Annotated in this window: 18 protein-coding genes and 4 pseudogenes; 12 read left to right on the top strand and 10 right to left on the bottom strand. The window is 69.7% G+C overall.

All coding sequences use genetic code 11. The annotated features are described in order from the left end of the window. The 3 genes and pseudogenes from RB628_RS00845 to RB628_RS00835 form a co-directional block, all read right to left on the bottom strand. Nucleotides 1-215 (bottom strand): annotated as a pseudogene (locus RB628_RS00845) (histidine kinase); the annotation flags it as partial. 472 nt (nt 216-687) lie between these two features. Next, nucleotides 688-2,367, bottom strand: coding sequence for a cellulase family glycosylhydrolase (locus RB628_RS00840; RefSeq protein ID WP_318318253.1), 1,680 nt, complete (start codon nt 2,365-2,367; stop codon nt 688-690). 102 nt (nt 2,368-2,469) lie between these two features. After that, on the bottom strand, nt 2,470-3,447 hold the full coding sequence (locus RB628_RS00835) for a helix-turn-helix domain-containing protein (RefSeq protein ID WP_318318285.1): 978 nt from the start codon (nt 3,445-3,447) through the stop codon (nt 2,470-2,472). A gap of 176 nt (nt 3,448-3,623) precedes the next feature. Here RB628_RS00835 and RB628_RS00830 point away from each other — a divergent pair, with 176 nt between their 5' ends. After that, the gene (locus RB628_RS00830) at nt 3,624-4,673 is read left to right on the top strand and encodes a saccharopine dehydrogenase family protein (RefSeq protein WP_318318252.1); all 1,050 of its coding nucleotides are present in this window, start codon (nt 3,624-3,626) and stop codon (nt 4,671-4,673) included. Between the two features lie 86 nt (nt 4,674-4,759). Here RB628_RS00830 and RB628_RS00825 read toward each other — a convergent pair whose 3' ends face one another. Further along, nucleotides 4,760-6,181, bottom strand: coding sequence for an ATP-binding protein (locus tag RB628_RS00825; protein WP_318318251.1), 1,422 nt, complete (start codon nt 6,179-6,181; stop codon nt 4,760-4,762). A 560-nt stretch (nt 6,182-6,741) separates the two neighbouring features. Between RB628_RS00825 and RB628_RS00820 the strand changes: the two genes are divergently transcribed. Beyond that, nucleotides 6,742-6,888, top strand: coding sequence for a hypothetical protein (locus RB628_RS00820; protein WP_318318250.1), 147 nt, complete (start codon nt 6,742-6,744; stop codon nt 6,886-6,888). A gap of 394 nt (nt 6,889-7,282) precedes the next feature. On the opposite strand, the gene RB628_RS00815 is transcribed toward RB628_RS00820, so the two are convergent. Together RB628_RS00815 and RB628_RS00810 are read right to left on the bottom strand one after the other, a co-directional pair. After that, nucleotides 7,283-8,770 (bottom strand): hypothetical protein, encoded by a 1,488-nt coding sequence (locus RB628_RS00815; RefSeq protein WP_318318249.1) that lies wholly within the window; start codon nt 8,768-8,770, stop codon nt 7,283-7,285. Nucleotides 8,771-8,956: 186 nt separating this feature from the next. Continuing rightward, a complete protein-coding gene (locus RB628_RS00810; RefSeq protein WP_318318283.1) occupies nt 8,957-10,768 on the bottom strand; it encodes an ABC transporter ATP-binding protein in 1,812 nt (603 codons plus the stop codon). A 415-nt stretch (nt 10,769-11,183) separates the two neighbouring features. Here RB628_RS00810 and RB628_RS00805 point away from each other — a divergent pair. The 4 genes and pseudogenes from RB628_RS00805 to RB628_RS00790 form a co-directional block, all read left to right on the top strand. Then, nucleotides 11,184-11,612: pseudogene (locus RB628_RS00805) on the top strand (ArsR/SmtB family transcription factor); the annotation flags it as partial. Between the two features lie 9 nt (nt 11,613-11,621). Beyond that, nucleotides 11,622-12,146, top strand: a complete 525-nt coding sequence (locus tag RB628_RS00800; RefSeq protein WP_318318248.1) for a glutathione peroxidase — start codon at nt 11,622-11,624, stop codon at nt 12,144-12,146. An 88-nt stretch (nt 12,147-12,234) separates the two neighbouring features. Further along, nucleotides 12,235-13,134, top strand: coding sequence for a MerR family transcriptional regulator (locus tag RB628_RS00795; protein ID WP_318318247.1), 900 nt, complete (start codon nt 12,235-12,237; stop codon nt 13,132-13,134). A gap of 332 nt (nt 13,135-13,466) precedes the next feature. Beyond that, entirely contained in the window at nt 13,467-15,260 is a 1,794-nt protein-coding gene (locus RB628_RS00790) for a hypothetical protein (RefSeq protein WP_318318246.1), read from the top strand. A gap of 117 nt (nt 15,261-15,377) precedes the next feature. On the opposite strand, the gene RB628_RS00785 is transcribed toward RB628_RS00790, so the two are convergent. Then, nucleotides 15,378-17,918, bottom strand: a complete 2,541-nt coding sequence (locus tag RB628_RS00785) for a D-alanyl-D-alanine carboxypeptidase (RefSeq protein ID WP_318318282.1) — start codon at nt 17,916-17,918, stop codon at nt 15,378-15,380. Between the two features lie 218 nt (nt 17,919-18,136). Here RB628_RS00785 and RB628_RS00780 point away from each other — a divergent pair, with 218 nt between their 5' ends. From RB628_RS00780 to RB628_RS00770, 3 genes are all read left to right on the top strand, one after another. Continuing rightward, on the top strand, nt 18,137-18,892 hold the full coding sequence (locus RB628_RS00780; protein ID WP_318318245.1) for a GOLPH3/VPS74 family protein: 756 nt from the start codon (nt 18,137-18,139) through the stop codon (nt 18,890-18,892). 436 nt (nt 18,893-19,328) lie between these two features. Then, nucleotides 19,329-20,186: a helix-turn-helix transcriptional regulator gene (locus tag RB628_RS00775; protein ID WP_318318244.1), complete on the top strand. Its 858-nt coding sequence runs from the start codon at nt 19,329-19,331 to the stop codon at nt 20,184-20,186. A 261-nt stretch (nt 20,187-20,447) separates the two neighbouring features. Continuing rightward, nucleotides 20,448-20,657, top strand: coding sequence for a DUF397 domain-containing protein (locus RB628_RS00770; protein WP_318318243.1), 210 nt, complete (start codon nt 20,448-20,450; stop codon nt 20,655-20,657). A gap of 89 nt (nt 20,658-20,746) precedes the next feature. Here the strand turns inward: RB628_RS00770 and RB628_RS00765 are convergent, their stop codons facing one another. Further along, nucleotides 20,747-21,607, bottom strand: a complete 861-nt coding sequence (locus tag RB628_RS00765) for a helix-turn-helix transcriptional regulator (protein ID WP_318318242.1) — start codon at nt 21,605-21,607, stop codon at nt 20,747-20,749. 179 nt (nt 21,608-21,786) lie between these two features. Between RB628_RS00765 and RB628_RS00760 the strand changes: the two genes are divergently transcribed. Beyond that, nucleotides 21,787-22,152, top strand: a complete 366-nt coding sequence (locus RB628_RS00760; protein WP_318318241.1) for a hypothetical protein — start codon at nt 21,787-21,789, stop codon at nt 22,150-22,152. A gap of 111 nt (nt 22,153-22,263) precedes the next feature. On the opposite strand, the gene RB628_RS00755 is transcribed toward RB628_RS00760, so the two are convergent. Together RB628_RS00755 and RB628_RS00750 are read right to left on the bottom strand one after the other, a co-directional pair. Beyond that, the gene (locus RB628_RS00755; protein WP_318318240.1) at nt 22,264-22,602 is read right to left on the bottom strand and encodes a hypothetical protein; all 339 of its coding nucleotides are present in this window, start codon (nt 22,600-22,602) and stop codon (nt 22,264-22,266) included. A 323-nt stretch (nt 22,603-22,925) separates the two neighbouring features. Then, nucleotides 22,926-23,540: pseudogene (locus tag RB628_RS00750) on the bottom strand (hypothetical protein); the annotation flags it as partial. A gap of 76 nt (nt 23,541-23,616) precedes the next feature. Here RB628_RS00750 and RB628_RS00745 point away from each other — a divergent pair. Both RB628_RS00745 and RB628_RS00740 read left to right on the top strand, forming a co-directional pair. Then, a complete protein-coding gene (locus tag RB628_RS00745) occupies nt 23,617-24,474 on the top strand; it encodes a hypothetical protein (RefSeq protein WP_318318239.1) in 858 nt (285 codons plus the stop codon). A gap of 215 nt (nt 24,475-24,689) precedes the next feature. Further along, nucleotides 24,690-24,973: pseudogene (locus RB628_RS00740) on the top strand (SAM-dependent methyltransferase); the annotation flags it as partial. Nucleotides 24,974-25,184 lie beyond the last annotated feature (211 nt).

Raw genomic sequence — 25,184 nt, 5'->3', positions numbered from 1 at the left:
GTGGCCGCGAACGGAGTGCGGCACCCCTCCTCACCGCCCAACAGACCGTTGCTCAAGCCGCGTTCACGTTGCAGCTGGTGCACCAGCGCCTGCACCCGCAGGCTGAGGCCGACCTCGGCGCGGGTCGTCCGGGCGTCACCGAGGGCCTCCGCGCGGCCGTACACGGCAAGACCGGCCACCGTCAGCAGCAGGCAGATCGGGACCGTGATGACCACCGCCGCCCGGCCCCTGATGCTGCGCCAGCCGGGCAGTGAACGACGCCCGGGGCCGTTCGGCCGCTGCGGCGGCGCCCTGAACTGCCTCTGCCGAAACCGCCCTTGGCGGCTGCGCCGAGACTGCGGAGCAACGACCTGATTGGCGTCCACACCCTCATGTCACGAAGCCAGTGCGACCGCCGCAGCGGGCGGTTTCCGACCTGTTGGACCCCGTGGGAACCTGGGTTGCGCCAGCCTCACACCATGGGTGGCGGGACTGTGACCGCCGCCCCGGTGGTGGGTGCGGAGGGATCCCTCCGGCCGCCGCAAGCCGCTCGGCACCGGGCAGGGCCCGGCCGGTGGACCGGGGGCGACGGACAGGCGACGAGGGCGGAGGGCGGCGTTCCGGCTGCGGGACGCCGCCCTCCGACGACTGGCTACTGGCTACTGGCTACTGGCTACTGGCTACTGGTTCGAATCGGATCAGATCAGATCAAGTGGTCGCGCAGGTAGTGCCGTTGAGGGTGAAGGTGGTCGGCGCCGTGTTCGTGGCACCCTTCGCCCCGATGAAGCCGACGGTGACCGAGCCCTCAGCCGGGATCGTGGCCGTGTAGGAGGCGGGGGTGACGCTCACGTTGCCGCCGCTCTGGGTGGGCGTACCGCCCCACATGTTGTTGATCGTCTGGCCGTTGGCGAACGTGAAGCCCAGGGTCCAGTTGGTGAGGGCTGTGGTGCCCGTGTTGCGCAGGGTGATGTCGCCCTGGAAGCCGCCCTGCCATTCGCCGACGACCCGGTAGGCGACGGAGCAGCCGGCTCCGGGGTTGCCGCCGCCCGGGGACGTGGTGACGTTCACCGTGGCGGAGCGGGACGAACGGTTGCCGGCCGCGTCCCGTGCGTACACGGCGAAGGTGTACGCGGTCGCCGCGGTGAGGCCGGTCACCGTGACCGAGTTGGTGGTGGAGGCGGCGGCTGTCGTCTCCGTACCGCCGCTCACGCGAACCACGTCGTAGCCGGCGACGCCAACGTTGTCCGTCGACGCCGTCCAGGTCAGAGTGGTTGACGTGGCCGTGGTCCCGGACGCCGCCGGGGTGCCGGGGGTGGTCGGCGCCTGGGTGTCGGTGCCCGTGCCGCCGCCGTAGATCGTGGCCTCTTCGGAGGTCTGGGCGATGCCGTTGGCGCCGTTGAAGATGCGCTGGCCCCAGGAGCTGAGCTGATTCGGGTCGAAGCCGATGGACAGGTCGAGGATCGGGTCCGTGTTGCCGCTCCACGACCAGGCCAGGTAGCCCAGGTCGAGTTGCTCGGCCGTGGCCATCATCGTGTCCTCGTCCGGATCGCCCCACTGGTCGGCCGGGCCGCCGAACTCACCGATCAGGATGGGGAGTTCCGCAGTGACGAAGGCGTTCAGATAGTCCGTGATCTCCGCCGCCGTGTCGAAGACGCTGTACATGTGGATCGAGAAGATCAGGTTGCCGGTGGTGTCGGCGTCGTACACCGACTGGGCGTTGGCGCGCATGACGCCCTGCCAGTCCTGGCCCCAGTTGGGCGCGTCCACCATGATCGTGTGCTCGAAGCCCGCGGCACGCAGTTTCTGGACCGCGGCGATGGTGGGGGCCGTCCAGCCGGCCGGATCGGTGTTGCCCCAGGGCTCGTTGCCGATGTTGATGATGACGTGGTTCTCCTGGCCGGCGAGCACGCTCTTGAGGCCGATCCAGTAGTCGGCCGCATGGTCGAGCGTCCCGGCCGCCGCCTCCTCGCCGTAGCCGGTGGTGTCGTGCACCTCCAGTACGCAGATCAGGCGGTTGGCCTTGCACTGGGCGACGACGGCGGCCACGTCGTCGGCGCTGTTCTCGGTCCAGCGGTGTCCGTCGGCGAGGACGACGCGGACGCTGTTGGCGCCCAACGCCTTGACGTCCCTGAGGGACTGGGTCTGGTTCGGGTACCAGGTGTGGGCGTGGTTGACGCCCCGCATCACGAAGTCGTTGCCGTTGCCTTCGAGGAGGCGGCCGTTGGAGATGTGGAGGCCGGTGGCCAGGGCGCCGGGCGGGTCGGCCTGGGCCTGAGTGGGGGTCGGGGCGAGCACCAGGAGGCCGAGGATCGTGGCGAGCCCGGTCAGCAGGACGGTTACGGGGTTCTTTCGCGTGGTGCCTCGTGTCGTGCTTCTCGTTGTTCTCACTGCGACTCCAGAAAGTGAGCGCGAGGAAACTTCAGCATCAGCGGAAACGTGGGAGCGCTCCCATAAACCCACCGCGACAGGGACACGTCAAGGCATCGCGCATCATTCGACGCCGGAGCGCTGACTGCGGAACGTACGGCGGTACGTGTCCGGGGGCACGCCGATCGTGCGGTTGAAGTGGCGGCGCAGGGTCGTGGCCGTGCCCATGCCGACGGCCTCCGCGATGGCGTCGACGCTGTCGCCTGTCGCCTCCAGCAGCTCTTGCGCACGCCGGATCCGCTGGGTCAGCAGCCACTGCAGCGGGGTCGTGCCCGTGACCGTCCGGAAGTGGCGGCCCAGGTTGCGCGAGCTCATGTTCGCCCGGCGGGCCAGGTCCTCGACGGTCAGCGGGCGGTCGAGCCGTTCGATCGCCCAGGGGAACAGGTCGGCGAGCGGATGGTCGTCCTGGGCGGGCACCGGCGCGGTGACGAACTGCGCCTGGCCGCCGGCCCGGTGCGGGGGTACGACGAGGCGGCGGGCGACGGTGTTGGCGATCGCCGAGCCGTGGTCGAGGCGTACGAGGTGCAGGCACAGGTCCATCGAGGCCGCCTTTCCGGCGGAGGTGAGCACGCTGCCGTTGTCGACGTACAGCACGTCCGGGTCGACCTCGACGCGGGGATGACGGGCGGCCAGGATCCCGGTGTGCGCCCAGTGCGTGGTCGCGCGCCGCCCGTCCAGCAGTCCGGCGGCGGCCAGCACGAACGCGCCGGTGCACAGGGAGGCGACGCGCGCTCCCGCCTCGTGGGCCGCGCGCACGGCTTCGACGAGTTCGGCGGGCGGCGCCTGGTCGACGTCGGCCCAGCCGGGGACGATCACCGTGTCGGCGTACGGGAGTTGGGCGAGGCCCGCGTCGGGCTCCAGGAGGAATCGGCCGGCGCGGCCCGGGCCCGGGCCGCAGAGGGCGACGGTGTACCAGGGGGCGGCCAGGTGGGAGAGATCGGCGCCGAACACCTCGTAGGCGATGGCCAGTTCGAAGTGCAGCATGCCGTCGGCGAGGGCGATCGCGACGGTGCGTGGGCCGGGACCCGTGTCCGTACCCATGCCTGCGCTCGTGCCCATGTGCGCGCCCGTGTCCGTGCCCATGCCCATGTCCGTGCCCATGTCCGAAATTGTACGGGGCATGTCGTTCCGGACACTCGTGTGGTTCGGGCGTCGACGCCAGGATGGCAGCAGGTGGTCAGCGGAGGATCACGCGGACGCGACGGGGAGAAGTGGTCATGGGATCGGTATCGGGGTCAGTGTCAGGGCGGGCGGTCGCGGTGTACGGCGCGTACGGGCACACCGGGCGCTTCGTGGTCGCGGAGTTGCTGGACCGGGGGTTCGTCCCGGTCCTCTCCGGGCGGGACCCGGAACAGCTGCGGAAGCTGGCCGCGTCGCGCCCGGGGCTCGACGCCCGGCCGGCCTCGGTCGACGACCCGGGCTCACTGGACCGCGCGCTGGCCGGCGCCACCGCCGTGATCAACTGCGCCGGGCCCTTCGCCGCGACCGCCGCGCCGGTGATCGAGGCGGCTCTGCGGGCCGGGATCCCGTATGTGGACGTGGCGGCGGAGATCGAGGCCAACCTCGACACGTTCACGCACTTCGCGGAGCGTGCCCGTGCCGCGAACGCCGTGGTGATCCCGGCGATGGCCTTCTTCGGCGGCCTCAGCGACCTGCTGGTCACCGCGGCGATGGGCGACTGGACGTCGGCCGACGAGGCGCACATCGCGTACGGACTGAGCAGTTGGCATCCCACCGCCGGGACGCGTGTCGCGGGGGCGGTCTCCCGGGAGCGCAGGGAGGGCCGGCGCGTCCGTTTCAGCGGAGGGCGGCTGGAGTACCACGACAACGCGCTGCCGACCCTGAAGTGGACCTTCCCGGACCCGATGGGGCCCCGGGAGGTGATCGGCGAGTTCTCCATGGCCGACGTGGTCACCGTCCCCAGCCACCTCGCCGTACCCGAGGTGCGCAGTTACATGGCGGTCGAGGCGGCGAGGGACCTGGCGGCGGCCGACACCCCGGCGCCGGTCGCGGTCGACGAGGACGGGCGGTCCGATCAGACGTTCGTCGTCGATGTCGTCGTACGGGCCGGGGGCGTTGAACGGCGCGCGGTGGCTCGGGGCCGGGACATCTACGCGGTGAGTGCGCCGCTGGCTGTGGAGGCGGTGGGGCGGGTGCTGGCGGGGCGTACGCGGACGGTCGGTGTCGCTTCCGCCGGGGCGGTCTTCGACGCGGTCGACTTCCTCGGCGCTCTGTCCGGGCACGTCTCGTTCGAACTGTTCCGGTAGGCGGCAGGGGGCCCGTCTCAGGGACCTGTGCCGGGCCTGGGACCTGTGCTGGGCCTGGGACCTGTGCTGGGTCAGGGCGCGCAAGGTCAGGGCCTGCGCCAGGCGCCGAGCAGTTCGTCGGGGCCGTAGGTCGCCTGAAGGCCGGAACAGCTGACCCCGTTGCGGGAGACCGCGACGAGCGGTACGGGCTCGTCGGTGATCGCAGCCCGGTGCTTCTGCAGCGCGGCGAGGTCGTGGTTGTCGAACGGGGCACTCTCCAGCCACTTCACGGAGCCGAGGAAGAGCAACTCCTTGGCGACCGGCTGCCGGTCGGCGCCCACGACGTCGATCTCTACATCGTTGCTGCGGGTCCAGTACCCGCCGATCGCCGGCGCGGCGGGCAGGACCCCGTCCGGCAGGAGACGGGCGAGGGATTCCCGGACCAGGGGTTCGATCGCACGGCCCCGCCAGCTCGTCCACCGCTCCCTGATCCGGCTCAGGGTCAGGTCCCCTCGTCCACGTTCGATCTCCGCCATGTGCGGATCCAGGAACGCGAGCCAGAACCGCAGGTAGGGGTCGGTCACCCGGTAGCGGCGTTCCTTCGACGGCCGTAGGGAGAGGGGAAGCTCGGCCACTACCACCCCCTTGGCGGTCAGGACGTCCGTGGCCCGGGTGAGGGTGGTGTGGCTGATGCCGCCGGCGGCGCGCGCGATGTTGGTGAAGGTGCGTTCGCCGGTTCCGATCGCCCGTAGGACTTCCCCGCTCATCGCCTGTGGCGGAAACTCCGCGGCCAGTGAGCGCTCGGCGGAGACCAGCAGCGCCGAGACGGGGTTGTCGAGCGAGTCGCGCAGGAACTCCCGCACGTCCGCTCCGGGCCGCCACTCCGCGCAGATCAGCGGGAGGCCGCCGGTGATCAGGGTGGCGTCGAAGGCGGCCGCGGGTTCCAGGTCGAGCATCTCGCCGATGTCGACCGGGTTCAACGGGCCCACGACCATTTCCCGGCCGCGCTGATGGAAAGGGCGGTCGTAGCTGTTGAGCGCCTCCATCATCGACAGGTCGGATCCGACCAGGAGGAGAAGCACCGGCTTACGGCTGAACAGGCGGTCCCACGCCCTCTGCAGCATGCCCTCGAAGGCGTCGACGCTGTCCATGAGATACGGGACCTCGTCGATGACGACCACGCTCGCCCGGTCGTCGGGCAGGACCTCGGCAAGCAGCCTGAAGGCCGCGTTCCACTGAGCCGGGGTCTCCTCCGCGAACAGTTCCCGGTCAGGGAGCGTGGACCGGGCGGCGGCGTCGAGGAGCTCCGTCAGCTCGTCCTCGGCCGTGCCGCCCGCAGCGGTGAAGAAGAGGGAGGGCGTCTCGGTGCGCCGGAGGAACTCCTCGACGAGGCTGGACTTGCCGACTCGGCGTCTTCCCCGCATGAGGATGCACTGGCCCGGTTTGGCCGACCCGGCGGCGTCCTGCACGGCGTGGAAGGCGCTGCGGAGCACGGTCAGCTCGCGGTCCCGTCCGATGAAACGGCGCATGAGAACACTCCCACAGGCAATGGTATCGATGGAGATACTATCTCCATCGATACCATCTTTCCCGAGGGCCTGCACAGAAAGGGCTCCTCAAAGGGGACACGCGCCCGGCCCTCCCCGTGCATGCGGCACCCCGCCCCCCAGGTCCACCCGCTCGACCGCCACCCCTCCCCCGGGTGGCAGCCGATGACCGGCAGGCAGTTCCTCACGTGCCTTCGGGCAGCTCTGTCCTTTCGCGCTGGTCAGCTACCACGCCGGCGGCCGAGGATCGCCCCAACGGAGTGGCACGTGAGGTGAGTTCGTCTCGAACGGTCGCTCCGCGTCTGCTCCTGGAAGGTGGACGGCCCCCATGAAGCACATCGCCAAACAGGCGGTCCTGGCCGACTGACGTCCGTCGCCGTGACGGCCTCACTCACCGTCGACGCGACGAGCGCGTTCGCGATCAACGAAGGCACGTGCAGCCGGAGCGACTTCCTGCAGATCACCATCCACCGCCCCGGCGAGAACTCGCAGATGCGGTGTTACGCCAACGCCGGTGAGGCCAACCTGCTCACCACGAACTGGTGGGCCGGATCTCGACCGGCAACAACCGCGTCCAGGGGCTCGGGGACGGAAGCTGGCAGCCCGCTCAGGCGATCGACAAGTGGACCGTCTTCACCTGGCCGAACCACCCCGGCGGGGTCGACATAAACAAGGTCAGAATCCTCTGAGCCACCGGCCGGCCCGGGGACGGCGATCCTGCCGATCGGTGTCCCTGGCCGGTATGGCCGCCGGTTGCCGGTTGCCGGTTGCCGGTTGCGGGCCGACGGCACCCGATCGGTCGGCACGCCGTCCCGATCCGACCGTGCGCACGATGGCCGCGCAGGTGCGAGCGGGGATGCGCGCGCCTCAGCGCGTCTGAGACCTGAGATCTGAGATCTGCGTCGGATGGTCTACGCACGAGATGCCGCAAGGCAGAGAGACAGGAGTGGTCCGGCACAGCACGGCGGCTGTGCCGGGCCGGGGAAGCAAGCAACTGGGCTGACTCCAGAGGCACATGGCCGAAGGGCCCCTCCGTCCGGTACTGGACGGAAAGGCCCCTCGCGGTGGGTCAGCAGGCGTACGTCAGGCCGCCGGTTTCACCGTCGGTGTCGATGCCGTCGCCTCGCCCTTAGCCAGCGGCCACTCCTCGTGCAGCTCCCCCAGCGGAATCCGGTGCTGGAAGATCGGCGTTCCGAAGATGGTCAGCTGGACATGGAGGGCGCCGGACAGATCCACGCCTCCGTACAGGGCCCAGGAGCCGCTCGCCGAGCCCGTGCCGTCGCTCGATCCCTCCGCCGAGGCGTCCGCCTCCACCCGGAGATACGGGGCGAGGTCGGCGCTGACGCCGACGGTGCCGTACAGACCGATGAACGCCTCGGCGCCCAGCGACGCCTTGACGTCACCGGTCGCCGTGACCTTCACGTCCAGCGGCGTCCCGGTCATCGCGGACTCGCTGACCGGCGTCCAGCCCTTGCTCCAGGAGAAGGTGCCGCCGACGCGGAAGTCGCCCTTGAGGTCCTGCTCGACGTCGACGGTCACCTTGCCGTCGGCGTCGACCTGGAAGTAGCAGACCAGGTCGAGGTTGACGACGATCGGGACCGGGCCCGCATAGATGACGGGGTCGGCGTGGAGCTCGGCGAAGGGGATGCGCAGGGGCTTGCCGTCGGTCGTGGTGGTCCCGGCCGCGCGGCCCTTCAGCGACCACTGCGAGGCCCAGTCACCGGTCAGCCCGAGGAACGCGCCGCCGGGCGCGGAGCCCGTCCCGCTGCCGGAACCGTCGTACGAGAACGCGACTTCGGGCGCGAGCTGGACGAAGCCCTGCACCGAGGCCGACGCCGAGGCGGGAGCACCCTCGGCCGTGGCTATGGCGGCGCCCACGTCGATACGCAGGCTGCCCAGCGGAAGCCTGGCACCCTCGGGGCCGAAGGTGAGGTCGCCGGTCTTCGCCCAGGAGACCTTCACGCCCTCGACGAGCGGCTCGACCTCGATGGCGGCCGGGTCCACCGGAACCTCGCCCTCGGCCGTGCTCTCACCGAGTACGTCGCTGAGTTCTGCGGACTTGGTGATCACCTCCGTACCGCCGCTCGCATCCTCGCCGACGACCTCGGTCACCTCGGCCAGCAGACCGTCGGGGGCACCGGGGGCGGGAGCACTGGCGATGACGTCACCGACGGCGACGGGGGCGGCGGTCGTCTCCGACGCGGAGGGCGAGGGGGACGAGGGCGAGGATGGTGCGGAGGCGGAGGGGGAAGAGGGGGGCAGGGCGGCCGGCTTCGCGGCGATGACCGCCCGCCCGCTCTTCTTGTCGTACGAGGCGACCTTGAGCGACGACCTCTGCGCCGTGTCGCCCGCTTCCGCGGCGTCCTGGGTTGCCACGGCCGTGGGGGCCGCGTTGCCCAACGGCGCCTGCACGACTGCGAGTTGTTCCGGCGTCGAGGCGGCGACGGGGGTCTCGGCCGCAGCCGCGGCCGCGCTTTCCACCTCCGGCGACGAGCTTGCGGAGCAGCCTGTGGTCAGCAGGGCCGCGACGGTGACCGACGCCAGTAGGGCATGTCTGGTGAGCTTGTGCACGCGTGGGGGTCCTCGGGATCGAGTCGATCGAATTACGGGACGGGGCACAGGGGTCACACAGGAACGGTTACCCCCCGGTAGCCATGCATGAGCATGCCAGCCCCACGCGCCCCCGAGACACGCTTCCTTCACTTTCCCCACATCACGATCCTGTGATGTGGATCACTGTCCGGTGCACTTCCCGTCTCACTGTCCGGCGTCCAGGCGGTACTGCTCCGACTGCACCAGATACATCCGCCGGAACAGGCCCGGCCCGTCGCCGTCGGCCCTCAACAGCTCCTCGAACGTGCCGTGTTCGGCGACGCGGCCCCGTTCCAGCACGTAGATGTCGTCCGCGTGCCGGACGCTGTGCAGACGGTGGGTGATCAGGATGATCGTCTGGCCCGCCGCCGCGAGGCTGCGGATCTGGTCGAAGACGCGCTGCTCGGTCTCCGCGTCCAGGGCGCTGGTCGGCTCGTCGACGACCAGGACGCGGGCGTCGCGGTGCCGGGCGCGGGCGATGCCGAGGCGCTGCCACTGGCCGCCGGAGATCTGGTGGCCGCCCCTGTAGCCACGGGCGAGGAGGGTGTCCCACCCCCGGGGCAGGCCGGCGATGGTCTCGTCGGCGCCCGCGTACTCGGCGGCGGCGCGCAGGTGTTCGTCGTCGTGCGGGGCGTCGGGGCGGCCGATGGCGATGTTGACCCGGGCCGTGAAGGGCCAGCGGTAGAAGTCCTGGGCGACGACCGCGACCCGGTCGAAGAGGTCGGTGCGGTCCAGCTCGGTGGAGTCGAGTCCGTCCCAGAGGATGCGGCCGGAGTCGGGCGCGTACAGCCCGCACAGCAGCTTGGCCAGGGTCGACTTGCCACTGCCGTTGTTGCCGACCAGCGCGACGATCCGGCCGGTGTGGATGGTGACGTTCACCGCGTCGAGGGCGGGTTCGGTGGCCGTGCCCGGGTAGGTGAAGGAGACGTTCTCGAAGCGGATGGTGTCCACGTGGGGCGGCAGCGGGAGGCCTGTGTCCGGGATGAGCCGGCGGTCCGCCTCCTGGCACAGCCGTTCCAGGTCGGCGACGAACAGGCTCTCCTCGTAGAGGAAGTTGAGCTGGACGACCAGCGCCTCCAGGTTGGCGGACCCGGTCCGGATGGCGATGACCGCCGTACCGGCGACGGCCAGGTTCATGGCGCCCGTCCACAGCAGCAGCCCGAGCACGCCGTACGCGCCGGCGGTCGCGATGCCCGTCCATCCGGAGGCGATCAGCCCCGTCCGGGCGGCCAGCGAGGCGAGCCGGGTCTGTTCCCGCTCACCCGTCTCGGCCATGGTCCTGAAGTGCCGCAGCAGAAACGGCCCGATGTTGTGCACCCGCACCTCGGGAGCGGCCTGCGTGTCGATCAGCAGTCGCCCCAACAGCTGCCCCGCGCGGGCGTGTTGGACCCAGGTATGGAAGGAGACGTACCGTCGGCGGGCGATGGTGAGCGCGCTCCAGGCGCTGGGCAGCGTCATCAGCGCGAGGAGGGGAAGGAGCGCCGGATGCAGCACGGTGAGCACTCCGGCGGCTGCGGCCAGCGCGATGCTCGCGGTCATGACGGACGTACAGAACCGGATCATGCGCCGTGCGGACTCGGCCCCCCACTGGGCGGAGTCGAGGAGTTTGTGGAACTCCTCGTCCTCCACGGCGGCCAGCTCGACCCGGGCCACCCGCTCCAGATACTCCTCGGTCGCCACCCGGAACACCTTGGGCTCCAGCCGCCCGGTACCGGCGGTCGACGCGGACCGCAGCAGCGCCCCGACGATCGCGGTGACCGCGACGACGACCAGCGCGGGTACGGCGGCCCGCAGCCGGTCGGTGGTGTCGCCGCCGCCGAGCAGGTGGGTGAGCACCCGGTTGACGGCCACGAGCCCGACGGCCTGCGCCACTCCCCCGCCCAACTCGGCGACGGCGACCCGGCGCAGGGCGCGCGGGTCGGCGCGGTGGGCGAGCCGGATGGTGGCGCCGATCAGCCGGGGCATCCGCGCGACCATGGTCCGCAGCCCCAGCTCCAGAAACGACCCGTGGTGCTGGTTCCACCCCGTGTCGTACCGCAACGGCCCCCCGAACAGCAGCCGTTCGGACTCGGAGACCCCGTCGTCGGCGCGGGTTTCCTCCTTGGCCGCCTTCTCTCCCCGGCCCTTCCTGTCCGTCTTCTCCGTCTTCCCCGTCTTCTCCGTCTTCTCCGTACGTTCGTCACGCGTCGTCATGCGAGTAGGTCCCCCTTGGCAAGCCGGTCGAGCCGCGCATGTCCTGCCCAGTTCTTCCCGCGCGCGGAATCCCTCACCCGGTCCGGGGACCGCCAGGGGTCACGTACCGGAGCACGACCGCTCCGCCGGGCTCGAACCCGCGCCCTCGCTTCCACCCCGCCCGCGCCCCTCCCGCCGCCCCGCCGCCACCAGCCCCACCGTCAACCTGTACGCGAACCCGCCCCGCGAGATCTCCGGCGCCGAGCTGGTCTTCGTACCCGTGACGCCGAAAACGGGGTGGGTGGCGTGGGAGGAGCCGGAGCGGTACGCGGTGATCTACCCGTGCGCGGGCGTGCTGGCCGAGCACCGCGGTGGGCGTGGGGCGTCCGCCGCTCTCGGGGCGCTCCTCGGGCCGGCCCGGGCCGCCGTGCTCGTACTCCTCGACTCGCCGCACAGCACCACCCACCTGACCGCCGTGACCGGGCAGACACTCGGCTCGGTCGGGCGGCATCTGCGGGTGCTGCTCGACGCGGGGCTGGTGGAGCGGCGGCGGGCCGGGAGGTCGGTGCTGTACTCACGTACGGCGGCCGGTGAGGTCTTGGTCAAGGCTTCGGGGGCGGGGGCCGGGCCCGACACCTACCGGAGTTAGCATCCGTTTATGACCACAGACGCCACGCCTTCCTCCTCCCCTTCCGCCGACTCCCCGCTCTCCGTCGAGATCGGTGCCCTCACGGGCGGTTCCGCGGACCTCGCCCAGTACGCGGGCAAGGCCGTCCTCATCGTCAACGTCGCCTCCAAGTGCGGGCTCACCCCGCAGTACGCGGGGCTGGAGAAGCTCCACGCGCGGTACGCCGAGAAGGGCTTCACCGTGCTCGGGGTGCCCTGCAACCAGTTCCTCGGCCAGGAGCCCGGCAGCTCCGAGGAGATCGCCGAGTTCTGCTCGGCGACGTACGGCGTGACCTTCCCCATGACCGAGAAGGTCGAGGTCAACGGGGACGCCCGGCACACCCTGTACGACCGCCTGGTGGGCTTCGCCGACGGCGAGGGCCACACCGGGGACATCCGCTGGAACTTCGAGAAGTTCCTCATCGGCCGCGACGGTCAGGTCGTCGCCCGCTTCTCCCCGCAGACCGAGCCGGAGACGGACGAGCTGGTGGGCGCGGTCGAGAAGGCCATCGGCTGACCTGTCCGGTTCACTGCCCCGGTTCAGTCGGTTGACCTTGTCCCTGGGGCAAGGGTGAGCGTCCTTGTCACCGGGCCGACCGTGCCCGGTGACGGAGGATGTCGGTGTGGACGGCTACGGGGACGACGACCTGCTCACCATCGGCGCGTTCGCCGCACGGGCCCGGCTCTCGCCCAAGGCCCTGCGGCTGTACGACCGGCTGGGACTGCTCGCCCCCGCGCACGTCGACGAGGTGAGCGGCTACCGCTTCTACCGCACCTCGCAGACCGAACGCGCCCGACTGGTGGCCCTGCTGCGCCGGCTGGACATGCCGCTCGCCCTGATCGGCGAAGTGGTGGGTCTCGTAGAGCTGGACGGGCCGGCCGCCGCCGAGCGGCTCGCCGCCTACTGGGCGGACGTCGAGGCGCGGATCGCGGCCCAGCGCACACTCGCCGACTACCTCCGTGGACGACTGTCGGGGAGGAGCTCCGAGATGGACGAGTTGTACGGGAAGTTCGTGGTCGAGACGGCGGACGTACCCGAGAGGGTGGTGCTGACGGAGACGCGGCACACTCTCGCGGATGAGCTGCCCGCGTGGATCGGGGCGTCGCTGGGGCGGCTGGAGGCGGGGGCCCGGGAGTGCGGGGGCGTGACCGCGGCGCCGTTCGTCGTCTACCACTCGGAAGTGTCCATGGAGAGCGACGGTCCGGCCGAGTCGTGCGTCCCGGTCGCCGACGAGGCCGCCGCGCGGGCTTGGGCGCAGACGCACGGGCGGGCCTGGGAGACGGCGGTACGGGTGGAACCGGCCCGGCGGCTCGCGTACACGCGGATCACCAAGGCTCAGGTGGCCCATCCGCAGATCATCGCGGCGTTCGAGGCGGTGGAAAGGTGGATGTCCGAACAGGGGATCGAACCGGCGGGGCCGTGCCGCGAGGGGTACTTCGCGGACTGGGACGCGGCGGGGCCGGACGACGCGGTGTGCGACATCGCGTTCCCCGTCGGATCCTGAAAGATGTCCTGACCGGATCCCGAAAGCTGTGCTGACCGAATCCCGAAGGCTGTCCATGCCGGATCCTGGTAGCTGTCCTGAAGGGCGCGGCCGGAATTATCCGGTCGCGCCCGCCAGGGGAACCATCCCAAGCTGATGGGGCTCTTTTCCGTCATGCCCCGGTCACCACCTGGTCACATGGGGCCCTGTCAGCCAACTCCCGGGGTGCTATTAGCGTCTACCCCGAAGAGACTCCACCGGACGGACACCCGCCAGTCATTCGCGCGCGCCCGAGTCGAACCGAAACGGAAGTTGCAGTGGCCTTTGCCGAGCTGACCCCACGCAGACCTGTCATGCGCGCCGACAAGCCCACGCAGGCACGTGAGGTGTGGCACGAGCGCCACCGGGTGGCCCTGACGGTGACGGCGTGCGCGGTGCCGCTGTACTTCGTCTGGTGGGCGGTGTTCGCGACCGGCGGCGGCGACCTGGCCGCCCAGGTGGCGTGGGCCGAGTTCGCGAAGATGTACCCGGGCTCCGCATACAACCTGTTCTGGTACGGCGGTCTGCACGCGGCCAACTACAGCCTGATGTCCCCGTACCTGATGGCCGCCGTAGGTGTCGTGGCGACCACCATGCTGTCGGGGGTCACGGCCACGGTTTTCGGCGCGGAACTCGTCGCGCGCACCGGCGTGCGCAAACCGCTGTGGCCGGCGATGGCGGTGGGCTTCTCGCTGTGGTGCCAGGTGATCTCGGGGCGCTCGACGTTCGTGCTGGGCACCGCCTTCGGGATGGCGGCCGTACTGGCGGTGGTGAGCGGGCGCAGCGCGCGGCACCTCGGCGCGGCGGCCGTGTGCGCGACGCTGGCGACCACCGGCAGCCCCGTCGCCGGCCTGTTCGCCCTCGTCGTCGGCGCCGCCTACTTCCTGTCGCGCGACTGGGGCCGGGCCGCGGCCCTGCTGGTGCCTCCGGTGGCCGTGGTGGGCGTCACGACGCTGCTGTTCCCCTTCGAGGGCGAGCAGCCCATGCCGTTGGCCCGCATCGGGCTGCCGGTCGTACTGTGCGCGATCGTCGTCCTGACGGCCCCGAGTGCCTGGCGCACACTGCGGCTGGGCGCCGCGGTGTACGCGGCCGGCGTGGTCCTCTGCTACCTGATCCCGACCCCGATCGGTACGAACGTCGAGCGGCTCTCGGAGCTGGCGGCCCCGGCGACGCTGCTCGCGATCATGATGTACCGGGCCGAGGGGAGGCGGCCGGGTCAGGAGCCTGGCGGGGAGCAGGAAAGGGAGCCCGGCGGGGAGCCGGGAAGGGAGCCGGACGGGGAAGCCGCCCCGGTGTCCGCCCCCGCCCCCGCTCCCCGGCTGACCCTGCCGCTGCCCTGGTTCACGCATCGGCGGAGCATGGTGGCCCTCGGGCTCGCCATGGTTATCGCCGTGAGCTGGCTGTCCGGCAAGACGATCGCCGACATCGTCACCAACACCTCGGTGCCCGAGTGGGCCGTCAAGACGGACGGCGTCGTGAACGAGCTGAAGCGGCTCGGCGCCGAGCAGACACGCGTCGAGGTCGTCCCGGCCCGTGACCACCGCGAGGCCGCCATCCTCGCCCCGTACATCAACATGGCCCGCGGCTGGAACCGGCAGGCCGACGTCGAACGGGGCCGGCTGTTCTACGAGGGCCACGGCGGCACCGAGGAGCCCGAGGGCGGCTTCTCCGCCGAGGCCTACAAGGCCTGGCTCTCCCAGTGGGCGGTGGGCTTCGTCGTCCTCGTCAACGGCGAACCGGACGGCCCGGCGAAGCTGGAACACGCCCTGGTGACCAGCGGGCCGGACTATCTCCAGCCGGTCTGGGAGGACGCCAACTGGAAGATCTACCGGGTCAAGAACGCGACCCCGCTGGTCGACAAGCCCGCCTCCGTGGTCAGCTCCGACGGCGCCAACCTCGTCGTCCGGATGCCGAGGGCCGGCGAGGTGACCGTACGGATCGCGTACTCGCCCTGGCTGTGGGCGGAGAACGGCTGCCTGACGGACGACGGCGAGTTCACCAAGCTGACCGTCGAGCAGCCCGGCAACGTCCGGATCAGCTCCGCGTACGGCGGGCCGTCCCGGGAGACGGCGCTGGAGTGCGAGATGGAAGCCGACGAGACTCAGTAACGAGGACGAGCAACGACGACACAAGCGCGAGAGGCGCTCGCCCCGGTCGGGGCGAGCGCCTCTCGCTTGTCCTGCTCCGTCTGCGTACCGCTTCTCCGTACCGCTTCTTCGTACGGCTCAGCCGACGCGCGTCAGCTTCTTGTCGAAGCCGGGCTCGACCAGGTCCTTCTGGAGCTGCACCGGTACCTCCACCGCGCCGCCGCTGCCGTCGCCCACGGTGAGGGTGCCCACCGCGGTGCCCGCCTTGGCGGAGTGCGGCAGTTCGTCGGCGGCGTCGAACGACAGCTCGACCTTCAGTCCGGCCCAGCCGACCGCCGTGACGTCCTTCGACAGCACGACCGGCGTACGCCCGCCGAGCCCGTCGTCGACGTACCCGACGACGTCGCCCTTCTTCAGGATCTTCGACGAGAGCAGCGCCTCCCGGGCGGCGATCAACGCCGTCTCGCTCACGTCGTTGACGGTGTCGATGATGGGCGGCGTGTGCTGGCCGAGGATCGCGCCGACGACGGTGACCGTCTCACCGCCGACCTCCCTGGTGCCGGCGAAGAGCAGGTTGCCTCCGGCCACGGTGGTGGTGCCGGTCTTGATGCCGATGGCGCCGTTGTACGGGACGAGGTCGTTGTAGTTCCGCCAGCGCTGCCCCGACGGGTCGATCCAGTAGGGCTGCCTGGTGATGTCCATCAGCGCCGGGATCTTCACCAGTTCGTGGCCCAGCTTCACCTGGTCCTCGGCGGAGGAGACGGTGGTGTCCTTGAGGCCGGAGGCGTCGGTGTACGTCGTGTTCTTCATCCCGAGTTCCTTGGCGGTGTCGTTCATCTTCTTGATGAACGCCGCCTCGGTCCCCGCGTCCCAACGCGCCAGCAGCCGCGCGATGTTGTTCGCGGACGGAATCATGATGGCCGACAGCGCCTGCTTCAGGGTGAGGGTGTCGCCCGCCTTGGCGGTGGGAAGGGTCGACTCACCGTCCGCGTTGTAACCGCCCTCCTTCTCGGCGGTCGCGTCGATCTCGATCTTCGTGCCCTCCTCGCCGGCCTTCAGCGGGTGGCCCTTGAGGACCACGTACGCGGTCATGGCCTTGGCGACCGACCCGATGGCGACCGGCGTCTGCTCGCCGAAGTTCCCCATGGCCCCGATGCCGTTGACATCCATCCAGCCCTGCCCCTCGTTCGGCCACGGCAGTGCTGCGGCCTTCCCGTCGAAGGTGTAGGAGTCCTTGGCGGTCAGTGTGAGCTCGGGGGTCGGCAGCGGACGCATTGTCTGTACGACTGCAAAGACGATCGCCAGCAGGATGACCACCGGCGTCCAGATCTTGACGCGCCGCGCGATCGTCCGTACCGCGGTGTCCCTGGGCGGCGGGGTGTTCGTCAGCTCCGCCAGCAGGTCCAGCGGCGGCTTCGGCGGCAACGGCTGCTGTGTCGTCCGCTCCGGCCCGACCTGCGGGATGGCGGCGGTGGCATCCGCGGCGGCCGCCTTGGGCGGCTGGGCGACGGGCGTACCGGCGTGCGGTGTGGCGGGCGGCGGCTTACGGGTGGCCGGGTCGTCCAGCTGCCTCAGGGCTACGAATTTGCTGGTGCGCTCAGCAACGGACTCGCCGTTGGCGTCCCTGGCGTCCGACTTGGCGTCCGCGTCACCCTGGTCGCCGCTCTTGTCGCCGCCCTCGGGCTTCTCGGCCGCTTTGGCCTTCCCGGCCGGGAGATCACCCAGTTTGAGCATCGTCGTCGGCTGGTCGACCTGGGGCGCGGCGGGCGGACGTACGGCCTTGAAAACGGCGGTGGGCTGGTCGACGGGGGGCTTGGGGGCGAGGACGCCACTGGGGTCGGGGCCGGCGTCAGGGTTGGCACCGGCGCCGGGGTCAGGGTCGAGAGCAGAGGCGATGTCGGCCTCCGCGCCCGGCTCGGACCCCGAACCGACCGCCCCCTTGAGCTCGGGCTTGATCTCGGGCCTGCCTTCGACCGCGGCCTTGGAGTCGGACTCGGAGTCCGGCTCGGGCGTCGATTCGCTCTCCTGTGCACTCTCCGGCTCAGAAGAGTCCTCGTCGGCATCGCCGGATGCCCCGCCGGCGGCCCCAGGGACCCTGTCAGCGGCCCCGGAGGGCCCGTCGGGTCCCGCGTCGCCCCCGGCGTCCGCCACGGGCTCCTCGCCGCCCTCAGGGGCGTCGGCCGGAGCGTCCGCATCCGGGGCCGGCTCCGCGTCCGCATCGGGGCCGTCCTTCTCGGCGGCACCCTCGACGCCTTCGGACTTCCCCTCGCCCTCGTCCGCACTGGCGACCCACGCGGCCACGGCCGCGCGCAACCGGGTGCTGCCCGATCCGTCGGTGCCGTCGGCCGAGCCGGCCTCGGTGGCATCCCCGGGCCCGTCGGCGGCCTCCGCGGCCGTGTCCGCCGCACCCACCTCGGCGTCGGTGTCGGCGTCGACGTCCGCGTCCGCGGCCTCCGCCGGAAGCTCCGCTCGCGAGAACACCCGCGTCGCCGTGTCCACGCCGCCGCGCGCCGTGGGCTCCCGGTCCCGGGCCACCGCGAGCCGCGGGTCGCGTACCCCGGCGCCGGATTCACTCCTGGCCCCGGGAACCGGCCCCGTGCTCCCCGACGTCGGTTCTTCCGACGACTCGCGCTGCTTCGACCTGTCGGGGGACTCGCCCGCCACCGATGCCTCCTCCATGCGCCGCACGTTCTCCGTGCGTGTACCCAACCGTGAACCGTCAATGGCAGCCCGAACGACACTGTCCGAACCGCCTACCAGTGTCCTGTGCGCAGCCTTGACTCCTGCGGTAGACGAGAACGACATACCTACTGGTTCCACTACGAACCGGTCACGCCCTCTCGACAGATGAATGTGAGAGGGGTCACCCTGTCATTCATCCACGCGGGGAGGCATGGATGGGCAGGAGCCGCAGATCAATTCCGGAAGAGCTTCTTCTGCTGGCGCTGGACCCGGCCACGGGTACCACCGCACAGCCGCAGTCGCTCGACCTCGGTCTGGCCGGAGCACAGCTAGTGGAGCTGGCGATGGCCGGACGGATAGCCCCGGACGGGGATCGTATCGCCGTGGTCGTACCACGGCCGACTGGAGATCCAACACTGGACTGTGCGTTGGAACTGCTTCGCCGACGCGGAGCACCCGTACGCGCAGTGAACTGGATTGGCGGGCCCCGCCTGGGGCTGCGTCAGACCTACCTCTCGCATCTGGAGCGGTGCGGCATGGTGCATGCCGTGGCGGGACAGATGTGCGGGGTGCTGCCGACGACTCGCTATCAGGCGACGGACACGGAGATCAGCCGGGAGATCAGAGCCCGGCTGGACACCGCAATCCGCACCGGCGTTCCGCCGGACCCGCGGACGGCGGCGCTCGCCGCGCTGGCCCATGCGGTCGGTCTCGGCAAGCACCTGTATCCGGGTAACGAGGGACGCTCGTCCCGCTCCCGGCTGCGGGACCTGATCCGGCACGACCCCATGGGCGGACTGGTGGCCCACGCTGTCATGGACGTGCAGAACGGCGTCGCGGCCCAGCCGCGCCGCAGCCCGGCACCGGCAGGCCGTCAGGCCGCCCCCGGAGCCAGGCCCGCACCGGAGCCCGCACGCGGCGTTCCGATGCAGCCGCACCGCGGATCAATGGCACGCGCCGTGGCTCACTGAGCCGCAGTCCCACGGCGTACGCCCGATCCACCGCAGCACCCGCACCACGCAGGACATCATCAGCACCGCACCGCAGTCCCCAAGACCGGTTCGGGAGCCGCTGGTTCGCGCGGGGCGGTGAGGACCGCAAGGACGTCCGCAAGGACTCCGGAACGGCCCTCGCCGCCCCGCGCGGCCGCATGTCCGGAACCAGGTCCCCGGCCCACAGCGGTCGTCCGGCACGAGGCGTCCGGCACATGCGCGCCCGAGGACGACCGGAAACGCACCCGGACGGTAAGCGGAATCCGCCGGACTGGCGTGTACCGGGCGCATATCTCCTGCCTCGGCACCGCATATCCGCAGTTTCCCAGCGGTAGCACGCGCCTTGGTGGCAGTCTGCTCAACAGCAGATACGGAAAGTGGCAAGTACACGCACGCAGCCGGAGGTGCACGTCCCATGCCGTCCAACGTCAATCCCACCGTCAGGCGACGCCGGCTGGGCCAGGAGTTGCGCAGGCTCCGCGAGCAGAAGGGCATGACGGCCGAAGAGGTCGCCGAGCGGCTGCTGGTGTCCCAGTCGAAGATCAGCAGGCTGGAGAACGGCCGCCGCAGCATCAGCCAGCGCGATGTCCGCGACCTGTGCGGGGTGTACGAGGTCGAGGACCAGCGCATGGTCGACTCCCTGATGGAGATGGCCAAGGACTCCCGCCAGCAGGGCTGGTGGCACGCGTTCGGGGACGTCCCGTACAGCGTGTACATCGGGCTGGAGACGGACGCGGCGTCACTGCGGGCCTTCGAGTCGCAGATCATCCCGGGCCTCCTGCAGACCCGCCCCTACGCCGAGGCCCTCATCCAGGGGGCGTTGCCGGAGACGTCGACGGACGACGTCGAGAAACGCGTCCAGGTGCGACTGCGCAGGCAGGAACGCGTCTCCACCGACGACAATCCGCTGCGGCTGTGGGCCGTCATCGACGAGGCGGCGCTGCATCGCGTCGTGAGCAACCGCCTGGTGATGCGCGAGCAGTTGGAACACCTGGCCGAGATGTCACAGCTGCCCCACGTCACCGTCCAGGTGCTGCCGTACGAGGTGGGCGCGCACCCGGGCCTGAACGGCCAGTACGCGATCCTGGAGTTCCCCGACGCGGCGGATTCGAGCGTCGTCTACATCGAAGGCGTCACCAGTGACCTCTATCTGGAGAAGGCGCCCGACGTGCAGAAATACAGCGTGATGTACGAACATCTTCGGGCACAGGCGCTGAATGTGGACCAATCGCGCCAGTTCATCCTGAACGTCGCGAAAGAGTACGCGCGCTGACGGTCCCGACTCCCCCTGCACCCCTCCAGGCCCCCTCAGCCCGAAGAAGTGCCGCACGATACACCGCCGCCACTCAGGACCGGAAGACCCCAGTGAAATATGCCATCCGGAAGAGTGAACGGCCGCTTCAGACGGAGCAGTTGGCGAGTAGCGTCGATCACGCCATCGAGCAACAAACGTTGGCGCAAACCGAACCACGAGTTCCGCATCGAACCCGCAGTCCGGTGACAGCAATTCGACAACTGGTCCACTGGAGCAAAAATGGCAATTCTGCAAGGCGCCACGGGAACCTGGACGAAGTCCTCCTACTCCGCCGGAAACGGCGCGTGCGTCGAGGTCAGGTCCACCGTGGCGACCGCTCTCGCCGTACGTGACTCCAAGGTCACGGCCGGCCCGACGCTGGCGTTCCCCTCGGACTCATGGAACACGTTCGTGACCGAGGTCAGCCGGGGAACTCTCAACCCCGCCTGACACACCGTGACGACCGACAATTTCATAAGCACCACCGAAAGAGCCCTCTCGACTGGCCCGCCGTCCTAGCCGAGGGGGCTCGGCCATGCTCAGACTGCGGACTCTTCGAGCAATCGGTCGAGCAGACCCATGGAGTCCTCCACCGACAGGGCGACATCCCCTGCCAACGTCTCCATCGCAGCCCGATAGACAGCCACTTCGGCAGGATCGTTGGTCATGACGCTGGAGGTGAGAAGTTCGTTGTAGACGGTTGCCTCGCCCCCGCCATACGTCAGGATCGTGAAGTCACCGTTGGAGCCGGGATGGGACGACCGGCGCAGCGGCACGACCTGGATGGTGATGTTCGGGCGCGTGGCGAGTTCCCTGAGCCGTCGACGCTGTTCGCGCATGATGTGCGGCTGCCCGTCGAACTCGTGCAGGAGAACTGACTCCTGCATCACCACATGCAGGTCGAAGGGCGATGACAGCCGGGTGAGGATCGACTGACGGGCAGCGTTCATGTCCGCCACCACGTCCGCCTTGCGAGCCGTCCCGTCCGGAGCCCCTTGAGTGAGCACCACGGCTCGTCGGTACTCGGCAGTCTGCAACAGGCCGGGCACCACCATCGTATGAAAGACGAACTCCCGCACCGCCTGAGACTCCAGCTCGATGAAGTCGCGGAAACCATGTGAGATCACGTCTCCATAGCGGGTCCACCAGCCGGCCTCATCGGCATCACGGCACAACCGCTCGAAGTACACCCGGCTCTCCGCGTCCACCCGATACAGGTCCGCGAGCCTGGAGTACGTGTCCAGCGACACCTTCGTACTGCCCGTCTCCCAACGGCTCGCTGTCGCCAGGCTGACCTCCAGCCGGTCCGCGACCCCCTGAAGCGTCAGCCCCTCGCCGGCGCGCCACTGGCGGAGCTGTGCGCCAACTCGTCGCCTGCGGGCGGATGTTCCCTCACTCATGCAGACCTCCTGCCGGAAGTCTGACACTTGCACCTCTCTCTCCGCATCACCTCTGAGAGTGAAAGTTTTCAGATCTTCCAGAATTACTTGCACACTTGCCCGAGAGGTGAGCAGACTCCAAGTCACCGCCCGTCACATTCGGCCATTCACGGCATTCACCCGTCGACGAGGGAAGAGCCATGCACCAACCGCCGGACAGAGCAGCCGTCGCCTACCTCTGCACCACCGTGCACACGGACCCACAACCGCTCCTGCAGGCCTGCCACGTCTACGCCCGCCGCCGAGGCTGGCGAGTCGTCGACGTGCAGCACGACACCACCGGCCAGAGCGATCCGACCAGTTCCCGCCAACGCCCTGCCCTGGCCCGCGCCATCGAGACCCTCAGCAACACCGAAGCGTCGGTTCTCCTGACCGTCTCGGCCGAGATGATCTCGCCGCTCTCCACGGAGTACGCACAGGTCACCGGACACGTGGCCCACGTCGGCGGTTTCATCCACACCATGGGCTGGGCCGAGGTCCGGTCCGCCACCAGGAGATCCACGTGAGCAGGCCACACCGAGTCGGCACCTGGGACAGTCGGGGCCGGGCCGTCCGGTGCACGGCGAGCGCCTGGCGGTAATCACGGTCCGCACGAATCTCCGCCTGGGCGACGGAGTTCAGGATCCAGAACGCAGTCCCAGAGCGCTGTGCTCCACCGCACCCGCGGGAAGATCGCTCTTCACCGAAGCCCGAGCAGTCAGCTCCACGAGTCCGGCCCGGAGGTCGGCGGCCGGCTCAGCAAGGACGATCGCGCTGATGATCAGCTCCATCATCAAACAGTCGTACTCGTCGCCCATCCTCCGAACGCGCTCCCCATCAGCCTCCACCACAGCAGAGGTGATCCTCCTGCCACCGGCCACGGGGGCAAGGGACACCTCGTAGATACCATGCCCGGTCCAACTCCGGTGCATGTAAACGACATCGGCTTCGACGAAGACGTTCCACTTCTCATCCATGTCCCGGGCTCGATATCCGCGCCGGATCCGGTCCCAGTCCCCGTCAGTCCAGACACGACCGGGCAACTGGGACACCGACCTCGGCGCGTTCATCGGATGAAGGCGCCGAAACGACTCTCGGGTGAGCGGGGCATCGGAAGACATGGCGTGATCCTACGGATGCACCACTTCAACAGGACAGTGCATTACCTCCAACCAGGCAGAGGGTGACCCCAACAGCGCGCACAGCACGCATAGTTGGACGGCTCCTCGTCGGCGAGCCGTCCCATACGGCAACGCTCCCGAACCACGCCGACCGCCACCTCACTCGCAAGGCTCCCCGGTCAACGCAAGTCGGCGACGTACCGGTCCGTCCCCGGTACCGTCGGAATGAACGGCGCCACCAACTCCACCCGCCCCAGGCCGACTTCGTTGACCGCCTCCCTCAGCCCCGCGAAGTGCCGCTCCCAGCAGTCCCGCGGGTCCGCCTCCAGGAACTACAGCAGCTTCAGCCGTACGTCCACACCCTCGACCTGCTTGACGTACGCCATACGGTCGCCGGGCAGCGTGGTCGGATGGAAGACGGTGACCATCGCGGCGGGCGATCCCACGAGCCGCTCGGGCAGGTGCCGGGCGCGCAGCCACTCCAGCAACTCCGCCCGCGCTTCCGGGGTTTCGGCGTCGATGACCTGCAACACCAGGCCCGTGTACGGGTGGTCCAGGGCGTGGAAGTCACGGGGGCCGGCGGCGCCGTCCCGGTAGACCGTCGTCTCGTGGTCCTGGAACGCGGTGAAGACGTGGGTACGGTCGTGGTGGACGCGTGCGTCGCGGTTGAGGCGTTTGTTGATGCCCACGGTCCAGCGCATGTGGTCGGCGTAGCGGCCGTCCGTGATCCAGTAGGTGGAGAGATAGCGGCCAGCGGTGACCGGCCGCGCGATCGCCGACTTCTCGGGTTGGCGCGCAATCACTGAACTCCGGACAGAGTTGAGCGGAACGCCTCTCCCAATCTGACACTTCGTCAGCTAGACCGGACACATGACAGACGACGCGACGCACGCAGACGAAACCCGCAGCCACGTGTACGCCGAACTGGCCGCCGTCGGCCCCTACAGAGCCGACCTCGGGCACGCGCTTATCACCATGGTCGAGCCGCACCCCGGCAGGGAACGCGAATACAATCGCTGGTACGAAGACGACCACTTCATCGCCGGTGCGATGGCCATGCCATGGATGTACTCCGGGCGCCGCTGGGTCGCCACGCGGGAACTGCAACTCCTGCGCTACCCCGAGAAGTCCGCCGTCGCGCAGCCGGTGACGGCCGGGTGCTACATATCCGTCTACTGGATGACCGCCGGCCGCTACGCCGACCACATGAAGTGGACTGTCGGCATCAACAAGCGCCTCAACCGCGACCACCGTGTCTTCCAGGATCGCACGCACATCTTTACCGCTTTCCAGGACCACACGACGACCGTCTACCGCGACGGCGACCACGGTCCCCGCGACATCCATGCCCTCGACCATCCCTACGCCGGGCTCGTCGTCCAGGTCATCGACGCCGACTCCCCCGCCAGGCTCACGGACCTGCTCGCCTGGCTGCGCGACGACCACCTCCCGAAACGGCTGGCGGGCTCGCCTGCAGCCATGGTGACGGTCTTCGCGCCGACGCCGCTGCCCCGGGACCGGATGACCTACGTCAAGCAGGTCGAGGGGGTCGGGACCCGGCTGACCCTGCTGTGGTTCCTGCAGCACGATCCCCGCGACACCTGGCGCGACCACTTCGCGAACCTGGACACAGCCGTAGCGGCTTCGGGGTTGGGTGTCGTGCAGTTCGTCGCACCGTTCATCCCCACCGTGCCAGGAACGGACCGCTACGTGGACGAGCTGCGATGAGTCCATCGGGTGCCATCCGAGGCTTGCGCACAACGCCCCGCCTCGGACTCGAGCCACACTGAGGCGTCGTTGCCACATGTGATGCCCAACCGCGAGCGAGATCGGCGACACAGCCGGTGCCGCCCTCGTCCTCAACGAAAGCCAGGCGACAGGAGCAGATCCGTGTACATCGTCAACGCGGTCTATCGATGGAGTCATGGGGTCCGTTTACGGTGATGTCCAGGGCAGACCACCCCGCTCCCTCCGTCGGCGGCCCGCTTGTCACCGGCTCTGAGATCGCCAGGCTCGTCGGCGTTACGCGGGCCGCAGTCTCCGACTGGAGGCGTCGGTACGAGGACTTTCTTTAGCCCGCAGGCGGTGGTGCGAACAGTGCGCTGTTCGACCTGGCCGCAGCGCAGACGTGGCTGGACAAGCAGCGCAAGGGCCAGGACACGTCTCCGTGCAGGTGCAGCTGCGGCAGGCCCTGCGGGCGGCCTACGGTGACGACATGATCGGCGGTACGCCGTGGACGGTCTGCGGGTTAGCAGTGCGGCAGCGGGGCAACTTTCCTCGGGGAGGTGAGGCTCTGGTGAACGCGTCCTTGGTGGTCGCCCTGATTTCACCCGTCGTGGCCGTCGTCATTGCCGTCTGGGGTTTCCAGCGCGCGTCCCGTGCGGACCGGCTGCGCGCCTTCTTCGAGGTGCAGCAGCGTTATCTGGACGCCGAGGTAC

Source organism: Streptomyces sp. ADMS (genome assembly GCF_033441795.1).
Taxonomy (GTDB): Bacteria; Actinomycetota; Actinomycetes; order Streptomycetales; family Streptomycetaceae; genus Streptomyces.
The sequence above is the reverse complement of the archived record's forward strand: the minus strand, read 5'-3'. Positions and strand labels throughout refer to the sequence as shown.

Coding starts and splice junctions, on each gene's coding strand:
- RB628_RS00835 (WP_318318285.1), bottom strand. CDS start 3,447: ATGGGTACGGACACGGGTCCCGGCCCACGCACCGTCGCGATCGCCCTC.
- RB628_RS00830 (WP_318318252.1), top strand. CDS start 3,624: ATGGGATCGGTATCGGGGTCAGTGTCAGGGCGGGCGGTCGCGGTGTAC.
- RB628_RS00825 (WP_318318251.1), bottom strand. CDS start 6,181: ATGCGCCGTTTCATCGGACGGGACCGCGAGCTGACCGTGCTCCGCAGC.
- RB628_RS00810 (WP_318318283.1), bottom strand. CDS start 10,768: ATGGTCGCGCGGATGCCCCGGCTGATCGGCGCCACCATCCGGCTCGCC.
- RB628_RS00800 (WP_318318248.1), top strand. CDS start 11,622: ATGACCACAGACGCCACGCCTTCCTCCTCCCCTTCCGCCGACTCCCCG.
- RB628_RS00790 (WP_318318246.1), top strand. CDS start 13,467: ATGCGCGCCGACAAGCCCACGCAGGCACGTGAGGTGTGGCACGAGCGC.
- RB628_RS00785 (WP_318318282.1), bottom strand. CDS start 17,918: ATGGAGGAGGCATCGGTGGCGGGCGAGTCCCCCGACAGGTCGAAGCAG.
- RB628_RS00780 (WP_318318245.1), top strand. CDS start 18,137: ATGGGCAGGAGCCGCAGATCAATTCCGGAAGAGCTTCTTCTGCTGGCG.
- RB628_RS00775 (WP_318318244.1), top strand. CDS start 19,329: ATGCCGTCCAACGTCAATCCCACCGTCAGGCGACGCCGGCTGGGCCAG.
- RB628_RS00770 (WP_318318243.1), top strand. CDS start 20,448: ATGGCAATTCTGCAAGGCGCCACGGGAACCTGGACGAAGTCCTCCTAC.
- RB628_RS00765 (WP_318318242.1), bottom strand. CDS start 21,607: ATGAGTGAGGGAACATCCGCCCGCAGGCGACGAGTTGGCGCACAGCTC.
- RB628_RS00760 (WP_318318241.1), top strand. CDS start 21,787: ATGCACCAACCGCCGGACAGAGCAGCCGTCGCCTACCTCTGCACCACC.
- RB628_RS00755 (WP_318318240.1), bottom strand. CDS start 22,602: ATGGATGAGAAGTGGAACGTCTTCGTCGAAGCCGATGTCGTTTACATG.
- RB628_RS00745 (WP_318318239.1), top strand. CDS start 23,617: ATGACAGACGACGCGACGCACGCAGACGAAACCCGCAGCCACGTGTAC.